Source organism: Flavobacterium chungangense LMG 26729, from assembly GCF_000735715.2.
GTDB classification, from domain to species: Bacteria; Bacteroidota; Bacteroidia; order Flavobacteriales; family Flavobacteriaceae; genus Flavobacterium; species Flavobacterium chungangense.
This window is the reverse complement of sequence record NZ_JASY01000004.1, coordinates 47,207-66,836: the sequence shown is the minus strand read 5'-3', so window position 1 is coordinate 66,836 and position 19,630 is coordinate 47,207. Positions and strand designations below refer to the sequence as shown.

Below are 19,630 nucleotides of genomic sequence, written 5' to 3'. Positions count from 1 at the left end.
TAATTCTGAATGTTAGACGCACTGCTGTGCGTATCTACAATTTTCCTATTGAAATTATCCTTACCTATTTAAAACCTGCAGGATTTAACTTCTAACTCCAATTACAATTTTTTAAATCGCACTGCGCCCCCTCCGGCTCCTCCTAAATTCAATTTTAGAGAGTCTGAAGATTTTACTGATTTCTTTGAAATAGCTACTGCTTCCGGATTGTGTTTTTGATCTGTCCCTTCAGCATCAACATAAATCTGTGCTTCGTAAGTTGCATTTGGATCTAAGAATGACAAGGAAACCTCAACTTTTCTTGGATTTTCATTTGTCAAAGTTCCTAAATACCAGTCGGCACTGTTTCTGTCTTTTCTTGCTGTGGTAATGTATTCGCCAATTTTACCTTCTATGATTTTGGTATCTCCCCAATCTGTAGGAACATCTTTTAGGAATTGTAAAGCTGGTTTTCCTTCGTAGTTTTCAGGAAGATCTGCCAACATTTGAATTGGAGAATAAAGTACTACATACAATGCCAATTGCTGCCCCACTGTTCCCTGAATTCTTTTTCCCGGATATCCTTGTTTTACCTCAACATCGAAAATTCCGGGTGTAAAATCCATTGGTCCGGAAAGTAATCTCGTAAACGGAATAATGCTTAAATGATTTGGCGGATTTCCTTCGCTCCAGGCGTTGTATTCTTGTCCACGTGCTGCTTCTCTCGAAACCATGTTTGGAAAAGTTCTGCGTTCTCCTGTATCTTTAATTGATTCATGATATAAAACCGCCAAATCATATTGCGCTGCTTTTTCTAAAATGTATCTGAAATAATTAACTCCAAATTGTCCGAAGTGCATTTGTTTCATATTTAATTTAGAACCCACGTGACCAATTTTTACGGTATGGATTCCCAATTTTTTATATAAAGCAAAACCTTCGTCAACTTCTTTTAAGTAGTTAATTAAATTAGAGCCCGTTTCGTGGTATCCTATTAATTCGATGTTCTTTTTCTTTCCATATTCAACTACTTTCTCTAAATCGAAATTATCGGCACTTTTGGTAAAACTGAACATGTGCATACGGTTTTCGTACCAGCCCGGCGTCCAGCCTTTGTTCCATCCTTCGATTAATAAATGGTTGAAACCTTCTTTTGCTGTAAAATCAATATATTCTTCGGCGTGTTTTGTAGTGGCACCTTGTTTGTCGCTTTCCCAGAACGTATATTTCCCGATGTGCATTCCCCACCATATTCCTAAATATTTATAAGGCTTGAAATAACTGTTTGTATTCTTTAATTTGTTTGGTTCATTCAGATTTAAAACCAAATAGGAAGTAATTAACTCTCCCGGATTTTCTCCAATCTGAATCGTTCTCCACGAAGAAGTAAAAGTGTCTTTTACACGAACTTTAATTCCGTCAGGCCAAGGCACTAAATCTGATTTTAGTTCTGTTCCTTTATTATTTACCAAAGTCATACTGGCAAAATCAATCAGGTTTGCTTCGTGGAAACTTAAAGCCAATCCGCTTTTGCTTTCGATTGTTAGCGGAGTTAAAACCGTATCTAATTTACTGACTGGCGCAGCTTCAAATAAATATTCGTCGCGGTTTTCTCTGTTAGCCGGAATCCACCAGGCTTTTCCGTCTTCTTTCAGGTTGAAAGTGGTTTTTTCATCCGTGATGAAAATACTGTCTTTTACATTTTGTTTTGGATACACATATCTAAAAGCAACCCCGTCATCAAAAGCACGAAACTGAATTTGCAGTTTTCTTTTGTTTCCTGTTTTTTGCTGTAAATCAACAATTAACTGATTGTAGTGATTTCTGATGTTTTTCTTTTCTCCCCAAACTTGTTCCCAGGTTTCATCAAACGTAGATGTTTTGACGCCTTTAATTTCAAAGTTCGAACTTAAGTCTTCGTTTCCTTTTAATACAAATCCCATTTCAGATGGAAATATCACTTCGGTTTTTCCGTGAGAAACGGCATATTTCGGAGCGTTTTTTACCAGCTCAAATTTGATTTTGTTTTGCCCGTTTGGGGAAGCCAGTTCGTAAGCATTTTTATTTTTCTGACTATATCCAAAAGTTATTGAAAGTAGTACAGCGGGAAGGAAAAGGTATTTTTTCATGGTATTTTATTTAATCTTTTATAAATAAATCGGGTGACGCAGATTTCACCCGATTTATAAAACTAACTCTAACAAAACCTATTTTAGCCACTCGGTTTTAAAAGTGGTTTTTCCGTTTAAGGTATTTGGTGTTACATCAAAAGCATTTCCTTTTTTAGTAACTGTAATTTCCTGAACAGCATCTCCATTTGGTAAAAATACTTTGGCTTTCGCCGAAGTTGTTTTGTCGCTTGCGAATACTTTTAGGGTTAATTTGCTCCAGTCCATATCTTTTGTAGATTGTGCCAAAGCAATATGTGGAATAGCTGAACCGTCTCTAACCAAAACTACAATTGGTACTTCGCCTGCTTTAATTTTGTGCCACCCTCCTTCGTATACTTTTTTGGTCTGATAATCAATCCATGTTCCTGCCGGAAGATAAACGTCTCTCTCTGTTACTTCTTCAAACAAAGGCGCTACCAGCATACTGGATCCGAATAAATATTCATTATCAACCAACCAGGCTCCCGGATCGTTTGGATATTCTACAAATAAAGCACGCATCATTGGTAATCCTTTTTGAGAACTTTCTTTTGCCTGAGCGTAGATGTATGGCATTAACTCGTAACGCATATTATCTGCTTTTCTAAATCCTTCGAGAAAATCTTTGCTGTATAACCATGGTTCGCGAGGCGGTTCTCCGTGGCTTCTTACGTGTGAAGTAAACATTCCGAATGGCGCCCATCTTCTGTATAAATTCTCTGGTGATTTTGTTGCGAAACCTCCCACATCATGACTCCAGAAACTAAAACCAGAAAGACCTAACGAAAGTCCGCCACGTAATTCAGCTGACATGGCTCCGTTAGTCGTTTCGGCATCACCGCCCCAATGTAACGGATAGCGCTGTGATCCTGCCCATGTACTTCTTGCCCAGATCAAAGTATACCCTTTTTCTTTCTGTGTGATTTCGGCAACCGCTTTATTGTATCTTAATGGATATAAATTGTGTTCGTAAAAACCAGTTCTTCCTGAATGGTAAATTCCGTCTGGCGGAGCGGCTTCTCCAAAATCTACTTTGAAAACCGAAACTCCTTCATCAAATAACTTTTTCAGTTTTCCCTGATACCATGAAATGGTTTCCGGGTTTGAGAAATCTAAAACAGCATCTTCGTAAGGAAGATTTCCTTTACGGTCTTTTACTGCCAGGTTTTTGTCTATGATTTCATTGAACAACGTATTTTTTGGTGTGAAATAAGGCAATTGCCAAAGACAAACATGAAAACCATCTTCTTTTAAATCAGACATCATTTTAGTTGCATCCGGAAAACGGGATTTTGCAAACTCGTAATTGTTTCTCCAGTCTACATCAAACCAGCCTGTATCAAAGTGAATTACGTCTGTTGGAATTTTATATTTACGTAAATCTTTGGCAACTTCACGTCCTTCTTTTTCTGAGAAATAGGTAATACGGCTCATCCAGAAACCAAACGACCAAAGTGGCGGCATGGCTGCTTTTCCGGTCAAATTGGTATATTGATCTAAAATATCTTTTGGTTCGCCGATGAAGAAAAACAAATCAGCTTCGTCATCTCCAATATACATTTCGTTGGCACTGGCAAAATATCTCCCAAAGTCAACTGTAATGGGTGTCGAATGGTGCATGAAAACACCATAACCACGGCTGCTCATGTAAAACGGAATTGGCTTGTACATCGTTTCGTTTTGGATTCCGTTTGCGTCATCCGTCCATAAAACTACTTTTTGACCACGTTTATTGAATTGTGTGAAAGATTCTCCACAACCAAATATTTTTTCGTCCGGTTCTAAACTGAACGCTGCGCCCATACTTCTGGAATAATCGCTGTTTCTGCGAACATAAGAAAACGGAAGTGTTGGTGTATAGGTATTTTTAAAATCGGTATCGTGAAGCGTGCTTGTCAGCAGTTTTCCTTTTTCATCGTAAATTTTAACGTGCCATGGTTTTGTCAAAATTTCAACTTTTCCGTGTTTGCTAGTATAACTATGACCGCCTTCGATTTTAGAATATTTCCATAATTCCGGATGGTTTGGTGCAACACCATCCACCAGCATTAAGGATTCTTTTTGCGGGTGAAACTGTGGCCCTGATGTAGTTTTGATTCTTATTGTTCTGTCTGAAACAAACTGAATTTCGAATGGCAATACCGGTGAAACCTCATATTCTGTTGTGGGGAATTCATTTGGTTTCTCTGCATCAGGTTTCATCATCATGTTGTTGAAAGCCTGACGCGTTTTGTAATTGTATCGCAAATATTTTATAGTTCCTTTTCCTGTTGCAGGATCAAAAGAGGCCAATTCATCAGCGAAATAAAACGTATTCAGATAATTCTGAAAATCTTTGCTGATATCTATTGGTGCATTTAGCACGTCTGCGTTCTGAATTTGAGCTGATGCTTTTGGCATCAAAACAAATCCAAGCATAAAAGCCGAAAACAATGTGGTTAGTTGTTTGTTCTTCATGAGTTAATAATTCTAGATGTTAGTTTCTGCTAACAGGTTTTGGAAACCTGTTAGCTATTTTGTTTAATATCTTAATAAAAATCTATTCATCCCGAACAGGTTTTGGAAACCTGTTAGGAACGTGACTTATTATTCTGTTGTAATTACAATTGTGGCTTGTTTTAGTCCATTCGCTTTAGCGGTTAATTCTAATCTTCCGGATTTATCTCCCGCCTGCACAATTACCAGGCATTTTCCGGCTAAAGCAGTATGTTTTGTTCCTTTATAAGATTCATGACTCACCGGATCACCACTGCAAACGCCTACGATTTTTCCGTTTCCTTTTAAGGAGAAATGGATTTCGTTATTGGCATTTGGAACCAAAGTTCCTTTATCATCTAAAATATCAACAGTTACAAAAGACAAATCTTTTTTATCTGCTTTGATCGTACTTCTGTCGGCTGTTAACTTTAATTGTGATGGATTTCCGGCAGTTTTGATTTCTTTTTCCAAAACCACTTTTCCTCTTTTGCTAGAAACTGCTTTTAGAGTTCCTGCTTCAAAAGGAATTCTCCACATGACATGTAAATCGTCTTCTTTTTTAGTTCTTTTTCCAACTGATTTTCCGTTTACAAAAAGTTCAACTTCATCAGCATTATTATAATAGGCCCAAACGTCAACGGTTTGTCCGGCTTTCCAGTTCCAATGCGGGAAAATGTGAAGAACTGTTTTGTTCGTCCATTCACTTTGGTACATATAATAAACATCTTTTGGGAAACCGGCTAAATCGACAACTCCGAAATACGAACTTACCGATGGCCATTCGTACGGAGTTGGTTCACCGATATAATCAAAACCTGTCCAAACGTACATTCCGGCTAAGAAATCATGTTTTTTTATAATTTTCCAGGTTGCTTCATGCGTAGATCCCCAAGGTGTCTGCACCTGATCGTAAGCTGAAACCGTATTTCCAGGATTACCTCCATCAAATTTTTTATCCCAACTAACCGGCCATTTTTTGATGGTATCTGAAACTGCATCGTAATAACCTCTTGTCTGCAAACCTGAAGTCGTTTCGGTTGCAATGAAAGGAGTTTTGGGAAAGTTTTGCAAATGATGTTCGAAAGTTTGATGAGCATAATTGTATCCTATCAAATCTAAAACACCAGATCCGGCAAGCGGATTAATCGAAACATTCTTTTTCTCAAATTGTAAAGTTACTGCATCGATATTCATATTTACCGGTGGATTCATTCCTGCTGTTAGCGGTCGTGTTTTATCATTTAAACGTACTATTGCTGCTAATTCCTTCGCAATTTCAATTCCTGTTTCGTTCCATTGTTCCGGAATTTCATTTCCGATACTCCACATAAAAATACTTGGATGGTTACGGTCGCGAAGCAATTGATCGATTAAATCTTGTTTGTGCCACTTGTCCCAATCATTCGCATAATCGTATTTGGTTTTGTTTTGTTTCCACATATCAAAAGCTTCATCCATCACGATGAACCCCATTTTATCGCAAAGATCGAGGAGTTCGGGTGCAGGTGGGTTGTGTGACGTTCTAATTCCGTTCACCCCCATTTCTTTCAAAATCTCTAACTGACGTTCAATTGCGCGCGTATTAATTGCAGAACCCAACGGCCCTAAATCATGGTGCATACAAACTCCTTTTATTTTGACTTGTTTTCCATTCAAAATAAAACCTTGGTTCAGATCGAATTTAAAATCTCTGATTCCGAAATTGGTTTTGTATTCATCAATGATTTTATCATCAAACGAAATTTCGGTAACTGCTGTGTACAGTTCAGGTTTTTGATCTGACCATAATGCAGGATTTGCAACTTCAGCCGATTGCTTTACAATTTGATTTCCGTTTGCACTGATTGTTATATCTTGAGTAACCGATGTTACTTTGGTATCTTCTTTAAAAATAGTTGTCGTTACTTTTACCTTTTTATCTTCTTTATATTGATTTTTAATCGTTGTTTCAATATTTACAGAAGCTTTTTCAGCCGTAACTTTTGGAGTTGTAATGTAAGTTCCCCATTGTCCAATGTGAAGTTTGTCTGTTGTTTCGATCCACACATTTCTAAAAATTCCTGAACCCGAATACCAGCGTGAATTGGGTTGTTTTGAATTGTCAACCTTAACAATTATTTCGTTGTTTTTGTCTCCGTAATTTAAGTATGGAGTCATTTCATATTGAAAACCAATATATCCGTTTGGACGTTTTCCTAAAAAATGTCCGTTTACCCACACTTCGCTGTTTCTGTAAACACCGTCAAAAGTAATTGAAGTAATTTTTGTGCTGTCTGCTGCTGCAACTTTGAATGTTTTTTTGTACCAGCCCAAACCTCCGTTAAGCGATCCTCCTCCGTAACCGGCAGGACTTTTTTCATCAAATTTTCCTTCGATGCTCCAGTCGTGAGGAACATCTAAAGTTCTCCATTTTGTAGAAGTTCCTATAGTATCTTTATCAACAAGGCTGTCATTTAGATGAAAACTCCAATCTGAATTAAAAGAGACTTTTCGGTTTTCAAAATCAGTATTTTTCTTATTACAGCTACAAACTATAAAAAGTCCCAAAATTGTCAATGTCTTTAAAAAATTCAAATATTTCATCTTTCTTTAGATTAGTTCAAATAAATTTACCGATAATTATTTCAACTAATTACTGGAGGGTAAATTATTATTTTTCATGTATTTATTCTTGTACTTTTTAATCTTAAACTGATTTGATTTTGTCAAAAAAGCAACAAATAATTAAGACATCCCTAAACACTCTCTTTCAAAAAAAATAGTACATAAGATTGTATTTAGAGATGACTTTATTATTTAAAAAAGTGGTTTTAGATTATTAATTACTTAATACAAAGTGGAAAACCATATACTCACTTTTCACCTCATCACGTTTTCCAAACCAAATGTCAGTAACTACATTACCGGTTTTTGCTGTTTTAACAATTTTCCATTGGTTTTTTGTAGTAGTAGATACACTTGCCCAGGAATTGCCTATCGCAAATGAAGGATTTATTCCGCCAAAAGTGATAATATTTGTTCCATCAGTACTTGTTGTATAAGTCCCTGAAGTTGTAGTACCATCGCTCTTTACGGTTTTAACAGTTCCATCATCAGAAAAAGAGATTTTATTTTTCACTACAGTTGCCTGATCTGCTGCTGTAAATGCAGCCCAGTCCGGATAATCAGCTACAGTATTCCAAGGATTTAAAAATGCTCCTGTTAAATCTGTCCAGTTAAAAGGGCTGTCTTTGCTTAAGGCCCATGTCTTAGTGGTTGTAGTTGTAGTTGATAATAAATCATCGACACTTCCACCATTTAAATCAATTGCCGGATTTGGATCCGGAACATCTTTTGGTACCCAGTTATCGCTGTAGTCTTTTGATATAAAGTTAAAAACCAATGTTGCAGCACCATCACAACTTCCTTTTCTTAAAACACCAACTTGTAATGTGTTTTCTGTTAGTGACATAATTTTCATAGAGTGCCAATTATCTACACAATTTTCATTTTCATTGGTATGTAAAATAGTAGCATTAGAGGTAGTTAATGTTTTTGCATCAGCATCTAAAAAAAACGTCCCTGATTCCTGACCATAACTGGCCATCATTTTGTGATCTGTTTTTAAAAATGGACCGCCCTCTAAACTAAATGTCATGCTTCCATAATCACCTTTAGCAGCAATCCATGTGTTTCCTTTCCATTCCGGAAGCCAATTCCAACAACTAGCACCATAACATCCATTATCGCCACCTTCAAGCCATCCGTTATCTGCCCCATAAAAGTACATTGGGCCAATAAAATATTTCGAAACCCCATCTGCATTTAAATCCAAAAGCCAGGTTTTAGATTTTCCAACGCCACCTGTAAGTAAATTCCAAAGTGGGTCGTTTACATAATTTAAATTATCCTGAGTAACGGTCACAGTATAGGGATCCAACTCTACAATACCACCACCTGTTACTGCTCTAATTTTTATAGTATAATTTCCTTTAAAGGCATATTTTACCGTTTCAGTAGCTTTGTTTGATTTTCCTGTAACGTAATCCCAGGTCAGCACAACTCCAGGTGTTTTATTCGTTAATTTTACAGTATTCCCTCCCGGATCTACTGCAAAATCTTGTGTAATTTCATAATCAATATCCGACTTATCAGTCACAGCATCTAACGAATAGGTATCTGGTGAACAAGATGACATTAGGAGTACCAGCGTCAAAAATGTTGTAATTACTATTTTAATATTTTTCATTTTCTTTAGTTTTTAGTTAAAATTACCAGCCGGCATTTTGTTTTAAAACATTTCCTGACAATGTAATCTGCGTATTAGGAATTTGAGATAATCCTTTTGTTTCCTGAATTTTAGCAGCCGATATTGTTTTTGTTGTGGCAACTCCACCGCTTAACAAGGTTGTATTTTCTGCAATTTTTGACGAAGCTATACCAATTCCCTGACGTAATAAATCCCAATATCTTACACCTTCAAGAGCAAATTCTAAACGTCTTTCCTCCATGATATTTTCCTGAGTTGGTGGTAATGAAGCAAAGTTTGCTTTGTACGCTCTTTGTCTCACCTGGTCAAAATAAGACTGAGCACTTCCACTTCCTAATTCTGCTGCCATTAATAAAACATCAGCGTATCTTAATACCACATAATCCTGAAACTGACTGATATCCCAAAACTGGCTACCTAAAACAATAGGAAGTTCTTTTCCGTCCTTATCAATCATTGGGCAATATTTTTTATTGTAATAACCCGTATATTCTCTTTGGCTGTTTATTTTGTTGAACGCTATATTTTCTTCTTCAATTCCAATTACAGTTGCTCCGCGTCTTGTATCATTTGCAGCGTAATCATCCCATAATTTTGAGTTTACAGTTACTCCCCATCCATGCGCATAAGGGTAAGATGAAAACTCTCTCATTCCAAACATTACCAACCATGCGTTACCATCAGTATTCCCGTTATAATCACTAGTGTAAGTGTATTTTATAGAAAAAATGAACTCTTTATTGTTTTCTCCTGCATATTGATCAACAGATGCAGCTGGCCATAAAGTAGAAAAATCACTAACTAAACCATGACCACTAGACGAAATAACATCTTCCAAATGTCCTAAGGCCTGTGCTTTTGTTACAACCCCCGCTAAATCAGTTTTTCCGTAATATCCTGTGTAATATAAATATACACGGCCTAATAAAGATTTTGCGGCCCATTTTGTAATTCTTCCATTAGGTACAGAATTGTATGCTGCTGTTGGTAAATTGTCTGCTGCAAAAACTAAATCTTCAGCTATTACTTTATAAACTTCTTCAGGAGTTGCCTGTGGGATATTATCTGTTGAAGGAGCCGTTAATAAAGGTATATTCCCCCACAAACGCACCATTTCAAAATACACATAAGCTCTGATAAATTTAGTTTCAGACTCGTAAGTATTTCTTAAAGCAGTATCACCTTTCCAGTCAATCTGATCCATTTTTAACAAGAAAAGATTACAACGATAAATTGCTCTATAATAGGCAATCCAATTGTTATTAAGCAAGTCCACATCAGATGGAGAACGACTCTTGTCAAATTCATCTATCAATGCATAATTGTACCCATCTGAAGCACCGGTTCCTCCAAAACAATCATCAGACATCACTTCGCTTATTACTGGAACACCCAGTCCCGAAGCTCCTGTAGCCACCTGTAATCCATCATAACAACCTACTAATGCAGCATAAGCATCCTCTGTAGTTTTGTAAAAATTTGTATCCGTTTGATTTACCAATGGATCTGTTTCTAAACTACAAGAACCCAGAGACAATAAACTCAAACAGAAAATATATAAATAGGTATTTTTCATTGTTTTATTTATTAAAGTTTAACATTTAACCCCAACATATAGGTTCTTGGTCTTGGATAGTACCCTACATCTACTCCTGATGAAAATTTTTGATCATCATTTGAAGAACCAAATCCAATCTCAGGATCCATACCGTCGTATTTTGTAAAAGTGTAAAGATTTAATACTGAAAAGTAAATTCTGAACTGACTTGCAAAGAATGTTTTAGATTTATTCATTTTTGCTAAATCAAATCCTAAAGTAACCGTATTAATTCTTAAAAAATCACCATCCTGAACATACAAATCAGAAAATTGTGTAAAGTTTCTATTGTCTTCCGTTACCCTTGGCATTGAATTCGAAGAACCCTCACCATGCCAACGGCTTAAAATAGCAGATGTATAGTTTCCGAAAGCTCCTGATTGATTTCTATACGATTGTACAATTTGATTTCCGGCAACACCATTTGCCATCACTGAAAAGTCAAAAGCTTTATAATTAGCAGATAAAGAGAAACCAAAAGTAAAGTCCGGATTAGGATTTCCGATACTGGTTTTATCAGAGGCATCAATTTTATCATCTCTGTTCACGTTTTGATAAATAATATCCCCCGGAGCTGCACCTGGCTGTAATACTACACCACTCGCCGATTTATAATTATTAATTTGTTCCTGGTTCTGAAAAACACCTCCAGTTTTGTAACCCCAAAAATAACCTAATGGAAATCCGTTTTCTGCTCTGTAAAATTCTCCGGCATTATCATACAATTCATTACTCAATCCATGAATGATACCATCTGCAGTAGGTATTCGACCCACAGTATTTTTATTATATGCACCATTTGCGCTAACACTATAATTAAAGTCCCCAATTTTATTCTGATAATTAAGGCTAAGCTCAACCCCTTTATTAACAATATCACCTCCATTAATATAAGGGGCTACTTCAGCACCCGCAGTTGCTAAAATTGGAGCCAATATTAGCCAGTCCTTGTTCGTTTTTTTATAAACATCAAATGTTACACTTAAAGCATTATTTAAAAATCTGGCATCCAAACCAAGGTTAATCTGCTCTGATGCCTCCCATTTTAAGTCAGGATTTCCAAATCTATAAGGATATGTTCCCGGTGTAAGTACGCCTTCGGTATTACCAAAAATATAATTTGTGTTCTTTGATTGCATTAGACCTAAATACTGAAACGACCTAATACTCTGATTACCAACCTGACCCCAGCTTGCTCTTACTTTAAGGAAATTAATAGCTTGCGAATCTTTTAAAAATGCTTCATTTGAAGCAACCCAACCTGCAGATACTGATGGAAAATACCCCCATTGATTTCCCTGAGCAAATTTTGACGAACCATCTGCCCTAAGAGTTCCATTGAAGAAATAGGTATCTTTATAATTATAGTTTGCTCTTCCAAAATAAGACATCAGTCTATTTTCTTCTTTTTTACCCTTAATTGTTATTTTGGATCCGTCTTTATTAGTAGTATTGTCTATCCAGGCATGTTCTAAATCATTAAAAACAGAATCTGCATTGTTTGCTTCTACAGAAGTTTCTGCGTAATTAATATAAGATGTTCCTGCCATGGCTTCAAAATGATGATTTTCGGCAACATTAAATTTATAGCCTAATAAATTATCCCAGGTAATACTCCTGCTTTTGCTCATATTTTGATTCACTGTATCATAATTATTATTTGCATAAATTGATAAGTGATATACAGGCTTGTAAGAATGGCCTTCGGACACATAATAATCAAGTCCTAAAGTTGTTTTAAATGTTAGGTTTTTTATTGGTTCAACCTGTAAATAAACATTCCCTAATAACTTTTGATTATTACTTTCGTTTTGATTGTTATAATCCATAATCGCATAAGGATTTGCTACACCTGACAGCCATAGTTCGGTACTCTTTGTAGTATCAAAATAATTACCATCGGCATCATACATTGGTAATAATGGAGTGGTCTGAAATGCACTTCTTAAAGAATTATTGTATTGGTTTCCAACTCCAATACCGTTTTTATCTACATAAGCAAAACTTAAATTCTGTCCCAAAGTAAGCACATCTTTATACAGTTTATGTTCTGAATTGAATCTGAAATTGTAACGATCATAATTGGATAAGTCTTTACCTCCAACAATTCCTTCCTGCCCCAGATAAGATAATGAAGTAGAATAAACAGAAGTATCAGAACCTCCCGAAGCACCAAATGAAAAGTTTTTAGTAGCTGCATTATCCGTGAGCATTTTATCCATCCAGTTGGTGCCTTTTCCTAATCCGGCAATCTGGTCATTAGTGAAATAAGGATTTTTACCGGAGTTTACAGCAGCTTCATTTAAAATAACAGCATATTCTTTAGCATCTAACAAATCAACTTTTCTGGCTACAGACTGTACGCCATAATACTGATCGAAAGTAATTTTTCCCGGAGAGCCTCTTTTTCCCTTTTTGGTTGTTACCAAAACCACTCCGTTCGCAGCTTGTGATCCATAAATAGCAGATGAAGCGGCATCCTTTAAAACGGAAATTGACTCAATATCAGAGTTGTTTAGATAGGTAATATCTCCGGTAAGTATCCCATCTACAACATAAAGCGGGTTGCTGCCTCCAGTAGTCCCCAAACCTCTGATAACCACATTCATTTTTTCTCCCGGCTGTCCGGAAGTAGATGTAATTTGAAGTCCGGCTGCCTGCCCTTGCAGTCCCTGGAGTGCATTTATAGTATTTGTTTTAGCCAGGCTTTCACCAGAAACCTGTGTAATAGCAGTCATTACGGCTGTTCTTTTTTGTGTACCGTACCCAATAACTACAACTTCTTTAAGATCTGCTGCTTCGGTTTGTAAGGTTACATTAATTGTTTTTTGAGTTCCAACCGTGACACGCTGTGTTTTAAATCCCATAAAACTGATTGCAATGACATCACCTGTTTTTGCTTCCAACCTGAAATTTCCATCAAAATCTGTAGAGGTTCCTCTTTTTGTTCCTTCAATTGTTACACTAGCACCGGGAATTCCCATACCATCGTCTGCCGATTTTACATTTCCGCTTACAAATTGGGATTGCTCTTGTGCAAAACCCGACTGCATCGTAAATACGCTAAGCAACAGCATCAGGTAAAACTGGAGCATTGTTGGTTTAATACAATAATTGCTTTTCATAATAATTAATAATTTGGTTAAATTTTGTTGTTAGTTGTTTTTAATCTGATTAATGAATCTTCTAAATAATTTGTCCCACTATTTTTTAGTCTGCCTCTAAACAATGAAGTTCTCCGCTTGCACGTTCTGTTTTACGTCAATGGACCGAAATTTTCTATTCTTAATTTAAATCTGTTGTAATAATTAATTCTTAGGCAGATTTTTTTTTGATTATGGTATCTAAATGATGTTTTCATGAGACTTTCCGAATTACTTCCTGTAAAAAAAAATTTGAGGTTTAATTAATAGTTTTTTGTTACCAGCTTACTTATAGTCAAAAAGAATTTATCTTATGGTTAATTTGACTACAAGTGTAATGCAATTTTTCTATATTAACAAAAAATTAGCATGATTTTTTTACTATTCAGATAATTTTGAAGTTATTTTTATTAAATAACTACATTATTTAATTTAACCGAAGCAATAATTATTGATAAATATTCATTTAATATATTTTATTATTGTTATTTTAAAACCAATCATTCACTTTTACATCATTAAGTTTAAAAATTTTAATCTTTTTGTAATCATTTTAAAAATATGTAAACTTTTAAGAGCATCTATTCTTTTTATTTATTTAATTTGTCAAAATTTTTAACAAGCATGGCTGATAATTTAGATGATGATATTATCGTAAAAAATGATTCTTCAGTGATGAATGCCATTACTATTGACTGTGTTATATTTGGTTTTGACAAGGGAAGCCTTGAAATACTTCTAATTCAACACGCAGAAGGAATAAGCAAAGGAAGATGGGGACTCCCGGGAGGATGGATTAATAAAAAAGAAAGCACTGATAATGCTGCTCACCGCCTGTTAAATGAACTGACCGCATTAGATCACATCTATCTCGAACAACTGAAAGCATTTGGAAATCCGGATCGATTTCCGCTGAGGCGTGTTATTACAATTGGCTACTATGCCTTAATTAAAAGAGAAGATTACAATATTCAGGCTGGTTTTACGGCATCTGATGCCAAATGGTATAAGATCAATGAAATTCCGGACTTGATTTATGATCACAATGAAATACTGGCTTATAGTCTGAAACATTTGCGGGACAGAGTTCGTCAGGCACCAATTGGATTTAATCTTTTGCCGGAAAAGTTTACACTGTTGCAATTGATGCATTTGTATGAAGAAATATTAGGAATCGAAATGGACAAGTCAAATTTCAGACGAAAAATTCTTCATATGAAATTACTTGTCGCCCTTGATGAAAAGCAACAGGATGTTTCGCACAGGGCAGCCAAACTATACAAATTTGATTCGGAGATTTATACAAAACTTACTGAAAAAGGATTTAATTTTGAATTTTAAAATCAGCTCATAAAGCAAACAAATGGCATTTTTACACTCTAAAAAAACTTCCAAAACGTATAGCGGAGAACCTCCTGCAATTCAAAACCCGGTCATCGACGGAGTTACGATCGACTGTGTCATATTTGGATTTAACAAAGGAAACCTCGAAGTGCTACTGGCTCATCATGCCGAAGGAGAAAGTATTGGAAAATGGGGGCTTCTTGGAGGCTGGCTCAAAAAAGAAGAAAGTTCTGATTATGCAGCACAACGAATTTTGTATGAACTAACCAGTCTGGACAACATTTACCTGGAGCAGTTAAAAGCATTTACAGATCCCAATCGTGTGCCCGGAAGAAGAGTTGTGACCATTGGTTATTACACATTAGTGAATCGCGAAGATTATAATGTAAAAGCCGGTCTTACCTTAATGGAAGCGACCTGGCATAAAATCAACGAACTGCCGGATTTGATTTTTGATCATAGGGAAATTTTACAATTCAGCTTAATGCAACTTCGTAACAGAGTGCGTCAGGCCCCAATTGGATTCAATCTTTTACCTGAAAAATTCACTTTATTGCAACTAATGCATCTTTACGAAGAAATATTGGGAATCGAACTCGACAAATCAAATTTTCGAAGAAAAATTCTGCATATGAAATTACTCGTTGCCTTAGATGAAAAACAACAAGATGTGTCCCACAGAGCCGCTAAATTGTACAAATTTGATTCAGAAATCTACAAAAAACTGACTGAAAAAGGATTTAATTTTGAGTTTTAAGACCGTAATTTAATTTTCAAAATCAACTATCGGGCAACTACATTCCAGAATCCAAAACTTTGCGCTATCTTTGCGCCTTAATATTATGCGCTAAAGCAATTGCTACAGTGCAATTTATACCCGAAAAAGACTAAAACTCAATTAGAGAATTGATATATTAAAATGAAGAAGATACGTAACTTTTGCATTATTGCACACATTGACCACGGTAAAAGTACACTGGCAGACCGATTACTGGGCGCTACACAAACCGTTACAGCACGTGAAGAAAAAGCACAATTGCTTGACAACATGGATCTGGAACGTGAGCGTGGAATCACCATTAAAAGTCACGCCATTCAGATGGAGTACACTTACAAAGGAGAAGAATATATTTTAAATTTAATTGACACTCCCGGTCACGTTGACTTTTCATACGAAGTTTCACGATCTATTGCGGCCTGCGAAGGTGCACTTTTGATTGTGGATGCTGCACAAAGTATTCAGGCACAAACGATTTCAAATTTATATTTAGCTTTAGAAAATGACCTGGAAATTATTCCGGTTTTAAACAAAGTTGATTTACCAAGTGCTAACCCTGAAGAAGTTAGCGATGATATTATCGATTTACTTGGATGTAAATTAGAAGATATTATTCACGCATCCGGAAAAACAGGTTTTGGTGTTGAGAACATTCTTGCTGCTATTATCGAAAAAATTCCGGCTCCAAAAGGAAATCCGGAAGAACCATTACAGGCTTTGATTTTTGACTCGGTTTACAATCCGTTTCGTGGAATCGAAGTTATCTTCAGAGTTGTAAACGGTGAAATCAAAAAAGGGCAAAAAATTAAATTCATGGCTACGGACAATGAATATTTTGCTGACGAAATTGGAACTTTAAAATTAAATCAGGTTCCTAAAACTGTTGTTTCTGCCGGAGATGTTGGTTATTTGATTTCTGGAATTAAAGAAGCACGCGAAGTAAAAGTTGGTGATACGATTACGGATGCAAAAGTGCCGACAACCAATATGATTACCGGTTTTGAGGACGTAAAACCAATGGTATTTGCCGGAATTTATCCTGTTGATACAGAAGATTACGAAGATTTACGTTCTTCGATGGAGAAATTACAGCTTAACGATGCTTCGCTCGTATTTGCTCCAGAAAGTTCTGCAGCATTAGGATTTGGTTTCCGTTGCGGATTCTTAGGAATGCTTCACATGGAAATCATTCAGGAACGTTTAGAGCGTGAGTTCGATATGACTGTAATTACTACAGTTCCTAACGTTTCGTATTTGGCTTATACCAAAAAACATCCGGAAACTGCATTAATCGTAAACAACCCTTCTGACTTACCGGAACCTTCAAAACTGGACAGAGTTGAAGAACCGTTTATCAAAGCAACCATCATTACAAAAGCTGATTTTGTTGGAAACGTAATGAGTTTATGTATTGAAAAACGTGGTCAAATTACCAATCAAACGTACTTGACAACAGAAAGAGTGGAATTGAATTTTGATATGCCTTTGGCAGAAATTGTATTCGATTTTTATGATCGTTTAAAAACAGTTTCTAAAGGGTATGCTTCTTTCGACTATTCTCCAATTGGAATGCGTACTTCGAAATTGGTAAAACTTGACGTTCTTTTAAATGCTCAGACAGTTGATGCACTTTCTGCATTGATTCACGAAGATAACGCATATAATATCGGTAAAAAAATGACCGAGAAATTACGCGAATTGATTCCAAGACAGCAATTTGATATTCCTATTCAGGCTGCAATTGGAGCAAAAATTATTGCTCGTGAAACGATTAAAGCACTTCGTAAAGACGTTACCGCAAAATGTTACGGTGGAGATATTTCGCGTAAGCGTAAACTGCTTGAAAAACAGAAAAAAGGTAAAAAACGTATGAGACAGGTTGGAAACGTTGAGATTCCGCAAGAGGCGTTTATGGCTGTTTTGAAGCTTAACGACTAGTTTTTTTAGAAAATAGAATAAAAAAGAATATAGAGAAAACCTGATGATGAAAATTATCAGGTTTTTTGTTTATTTATAATCAAAAAATCACACTAAATGGATCAATATCGAATTAGCCTAAATAAATTAAAATATACTGATCTAAAAGACAAATCAGAAATTACATTCTCTGGAGATATTATTGTTTTTGACAATGGTGATTTAGGAGGTCAATCTGTGGTTTTCAAAAATAAAACTTTTAATTGTTCAAAATTAATTTTTGAAAATTACACCCATGAAGATTTATATGTTCATTTCTATGATTGTACTTTCAATTGTGAGTTAGAATTTGACACCTGTGAATTTGAGGATCTAACATTCATTTCCTGCGATATACAACGCAAATATTTAGTTATTGTAAATTCGAATATAAATTATCTTTCATTTAAGGAAAATACTAATGACATTCGTAATGTAAAAACGAATAACATAAAGAATGGTGAAATTGAGATAAATGGAGGTAAAATTAATTCTATTGACATTGAAAATATAAATTTTGAAAAAGGAAATCTTAAAATTGTAAATTTAGATTCTATAGAAAATTGTTCAATTATTCGTTCAACTCTTAATTCCATCATTATTTCTCACTGTAATTTTAAAAGTCATTTCGAATATTTTGGCAACAAAACCGCATCAAGTTTAAATTCTGCATTATTTAATCATTGTGTGTTCAATCATTCTAGTTTTTTCAAAACAACTTTTAATTCTGACACAAAATTTTCTGATTGCAAATTTCTAAATATTGCAAAATTTGAAGCTACTGGTGATGAAATAAAAACAACATTGAAATTTGATGACTGTGAATTTTTAAAACAAGTAAGTTTCAATAAATCAAGAATCCACAAAATCTCATTTAATAATTTAAAATTCTTTGATATCATTTCTTTACAAGAAACATATTTTGATATTGTAGATATTGATAGAACTATTTTTGAAAAGCAAGTATATTTTGATGATATTCAAATTAAACAAATATATAAATGCAATATAAGAACTATTAGAACCATTAAATTGCAATTGCAAAAAGCTGAAAATAAAATTGATTATAATCGCTTTAGAATTTATGAATTCAACGCTTTCAGAGATGATATAAAAAAGAAATTAAAAGAATTTGAAAAAGACAAAGATCATTTAAATCATAGAGCAAGAGAACCAAAACAACTAAATAGAGATTTATTTATTTTAAATATCAGTGATATTGTTTCTGAATATGGAACAGACTGGAAAAGAGCAATGAAATTTACTTTGCTAGTTGGTTCAATAATTTACATTCTTTTCTTTATTTGTGAAAATTATGATCATGAAATTACATTATGTGACTGGAATAATTGGAAACGCTTCATCTCCGGTGCATTTAGATTCTTTTTAGTTACAGATTTTTACACCCCATTAGAAAATGATCGAACTTACCTAACAAATCCATTAAGTTGGTTTATTTTTATAATTGGAAAAATTGTAATTGCTTTCGGCATTTATGAAATGATCCAATCCTTCAGAAAATTTAAAGCGTAAATCATTTTTTCATTAACCTTATAATTATGGAAACTAAAAAATTCAACATTAGTACTGAAATCCCGATTGAGCATCAGGAAATTGTTTTAGACAGAATGGAAAAAGCCAAAATAAACCCTGAAAGACTTTTAGACTGGGATGAAGTTTCTAAAAATTTATAATTGAATCAGATTTGTAATTAATACTAACCCAATAACCTACAAGCTATTGGGTTTTCCTTTTTTACGAAATAAGACCTCCACAAATTCCCAGTCCTACGATTAAATATACGGCTCCCATAATAAAAAGCACTTTTGCTGTTTTTGGATTGTTTCTTTTTACTGCAAATCCAATGATTGTAAATAAGATAGGTGGCCCCACCATAATCGAAACAAAAAATGCAACCAATCCGTCTAAATTCCCTACTTCTAATGCTGTCATCAT

General features: G+C 35.0%; 12 protein-coding genes. 5 read left to right on the top strand and 7 right to left on the bottom strand.

The genetic code is table 11. From position 1 onward, the window contains the following. Window positions 1-101: 101 nt before the first annotated feature. The 6 genes from JE46_RS09525 to JE46_RS09500 form a co-directional block, all read right to left on the bottom strand. The gene (locus tag JE46_RS09525) at window positions 102-2,108 is read right to left on the bottom strand and encodes a glycoside hydrolase family 97 protein (protein WP_031455046.1); all 2,007 of its coding nucleotides are present in this window, start codon (window positions 2,106-2,108) and stop codon (window positions 102-104) included. Between the two features lie 78 nt (window positions 2,109-2,186). Beyond that, a complete protein-coding gene (locus JE46_RS09520; protein ID WP_031455045.1) occupies window positions 2,187-4,586 on the bottom strand; it encodes a glycoside hydrolase family 31 protein in 2,400 nt (799 codons plus the stop codon). Between the two features lie 129 nt (window positions 4,587-4,715). Continuing rightward, the gene (gene galB / locus JE46_RS09515) at window positions 4,716-7,190 is read right to left on the bottom strand and encodes a beta-galactosidase GalB (protein WP_031455044.1); all 2,475 of its coding nucleotides are present in this window, start codon (window positions 7,188-7,190) and stop codon (window positions 4,716-4,718) included. A gap of 235 nt (window positions 7,191-7,425) precedes the next feature. Next, a complete protein-coding gene (locus JE46_RS09510; RefSeq protein WP_035136475.1) occupies window positions 7,426-8,835 on the bottom strand; it encodes a hypothetical protein in 1,410 nt (469 codons plus the stop codon). Between the two features lie 22 nt (window positions 8,836-8,857). Beyond that, entirely contained in the window at window positions 8,858-10,432 is a 1,575-nt protein-coding gene (locus JE46_RS09505) for a RagB/SusD family nutrient uptake outer membrane protein (RefSeq protein WP_031455042.1), read from the bottom strand. Between the two features lie 11 nt (window positions 10,433-10,443). Then, entirely contained in the window at window positions 10,444-13,578 is a 3,135-nt protein-coding gene (locus JE46_RS09500; RefSeq protein WP_031455041.1) for a SusC/RagA family TonB-linked outer membrane protein, read from the bottom strand. 642 nt (window positions 13,579-14,220) lie between these two features. Between JE46_RS09500 and JE46_RS09495 the strand changes: the two genes are divergently transcribed. From JE46_RS09495 to JE46_RS24625, 5 genes are all read left to right on the top strand, one after another. Further along, on the top strand, window positions 14,221-14,937 hold the full coding sequence (locus JE46_RS09495; protein WP_031455040.1) for an NUDIX hydrolase: 717 nt from the start codon (window positions 14,221-14,223) through the stop codon (window positions 14,935-14,937). Between the two features lie 22 nt (window positions 14,938-14,959). Next, complete coding sequence (locus tag JE46_RS09490) at window positions 14,960-15,697, top strand: NUDIX hydrolase (RefSeq protein ID WP_031455039.1); 738 nt, start codon at window positions 14,960-14,962, stop codon at window positions 15,695-15,697. Between the two features lie 162 nt (window positions 15,698-15,859). Then, the gene (gene lepA, locus JE46_RS09485) at window positions 15,860-17,656 is read left to right on the top strand and encodes a translation elongation factor 4 (protein WP_031455038.1); all 1,797 of its coding nucleotides are present in this window, start codon (window positions 15,860-15,862) and stop codon (window positions 17,654-17,656) included. Between the two features lie 216 nt (window positions 17,657-17,872). Continuing rightward, the gene (locus tag JE46_RS09480; protein WP_157505904.1) at window positions 17,873-19,207 is read left to right on the top strand and encodes a hypothetical protein; all 1,335 of its coding nucleotides are present in this window, start codon (window positions 17,873-17,875) and stop codon (window positions 19,205-19,207) included. A 26-nt stretch (window positions 19,208-19,233) separates the two neighbouring features. Further along, the gene (locus tag JE46_RS24625) at window positions 19,234-19,368 is read left to right on the top strand and encodes a hypothetical protein (RefSeq protein ID WP_255406176.1); all 135 of its coding nucleotides are present in this window, start codon (window positions 19,234-19,236) and stop codon (window positions 19,366-19,368) included. Between the two features lie 61 nt (window positions 19,369-19,429). On the opposite strand, the gene JE46_RS09475 is transcribed toward JE46_RS24625, so the two are convergent. After that, a complete protein-coding gene (locus JE46_RS09475; RefSeq protein ID WP_031455036.1) occupies window positions 19,430-19,630 on the bottom strand; it encodes a hypothetical protein in 201 nt (66 codons plus the stop codon).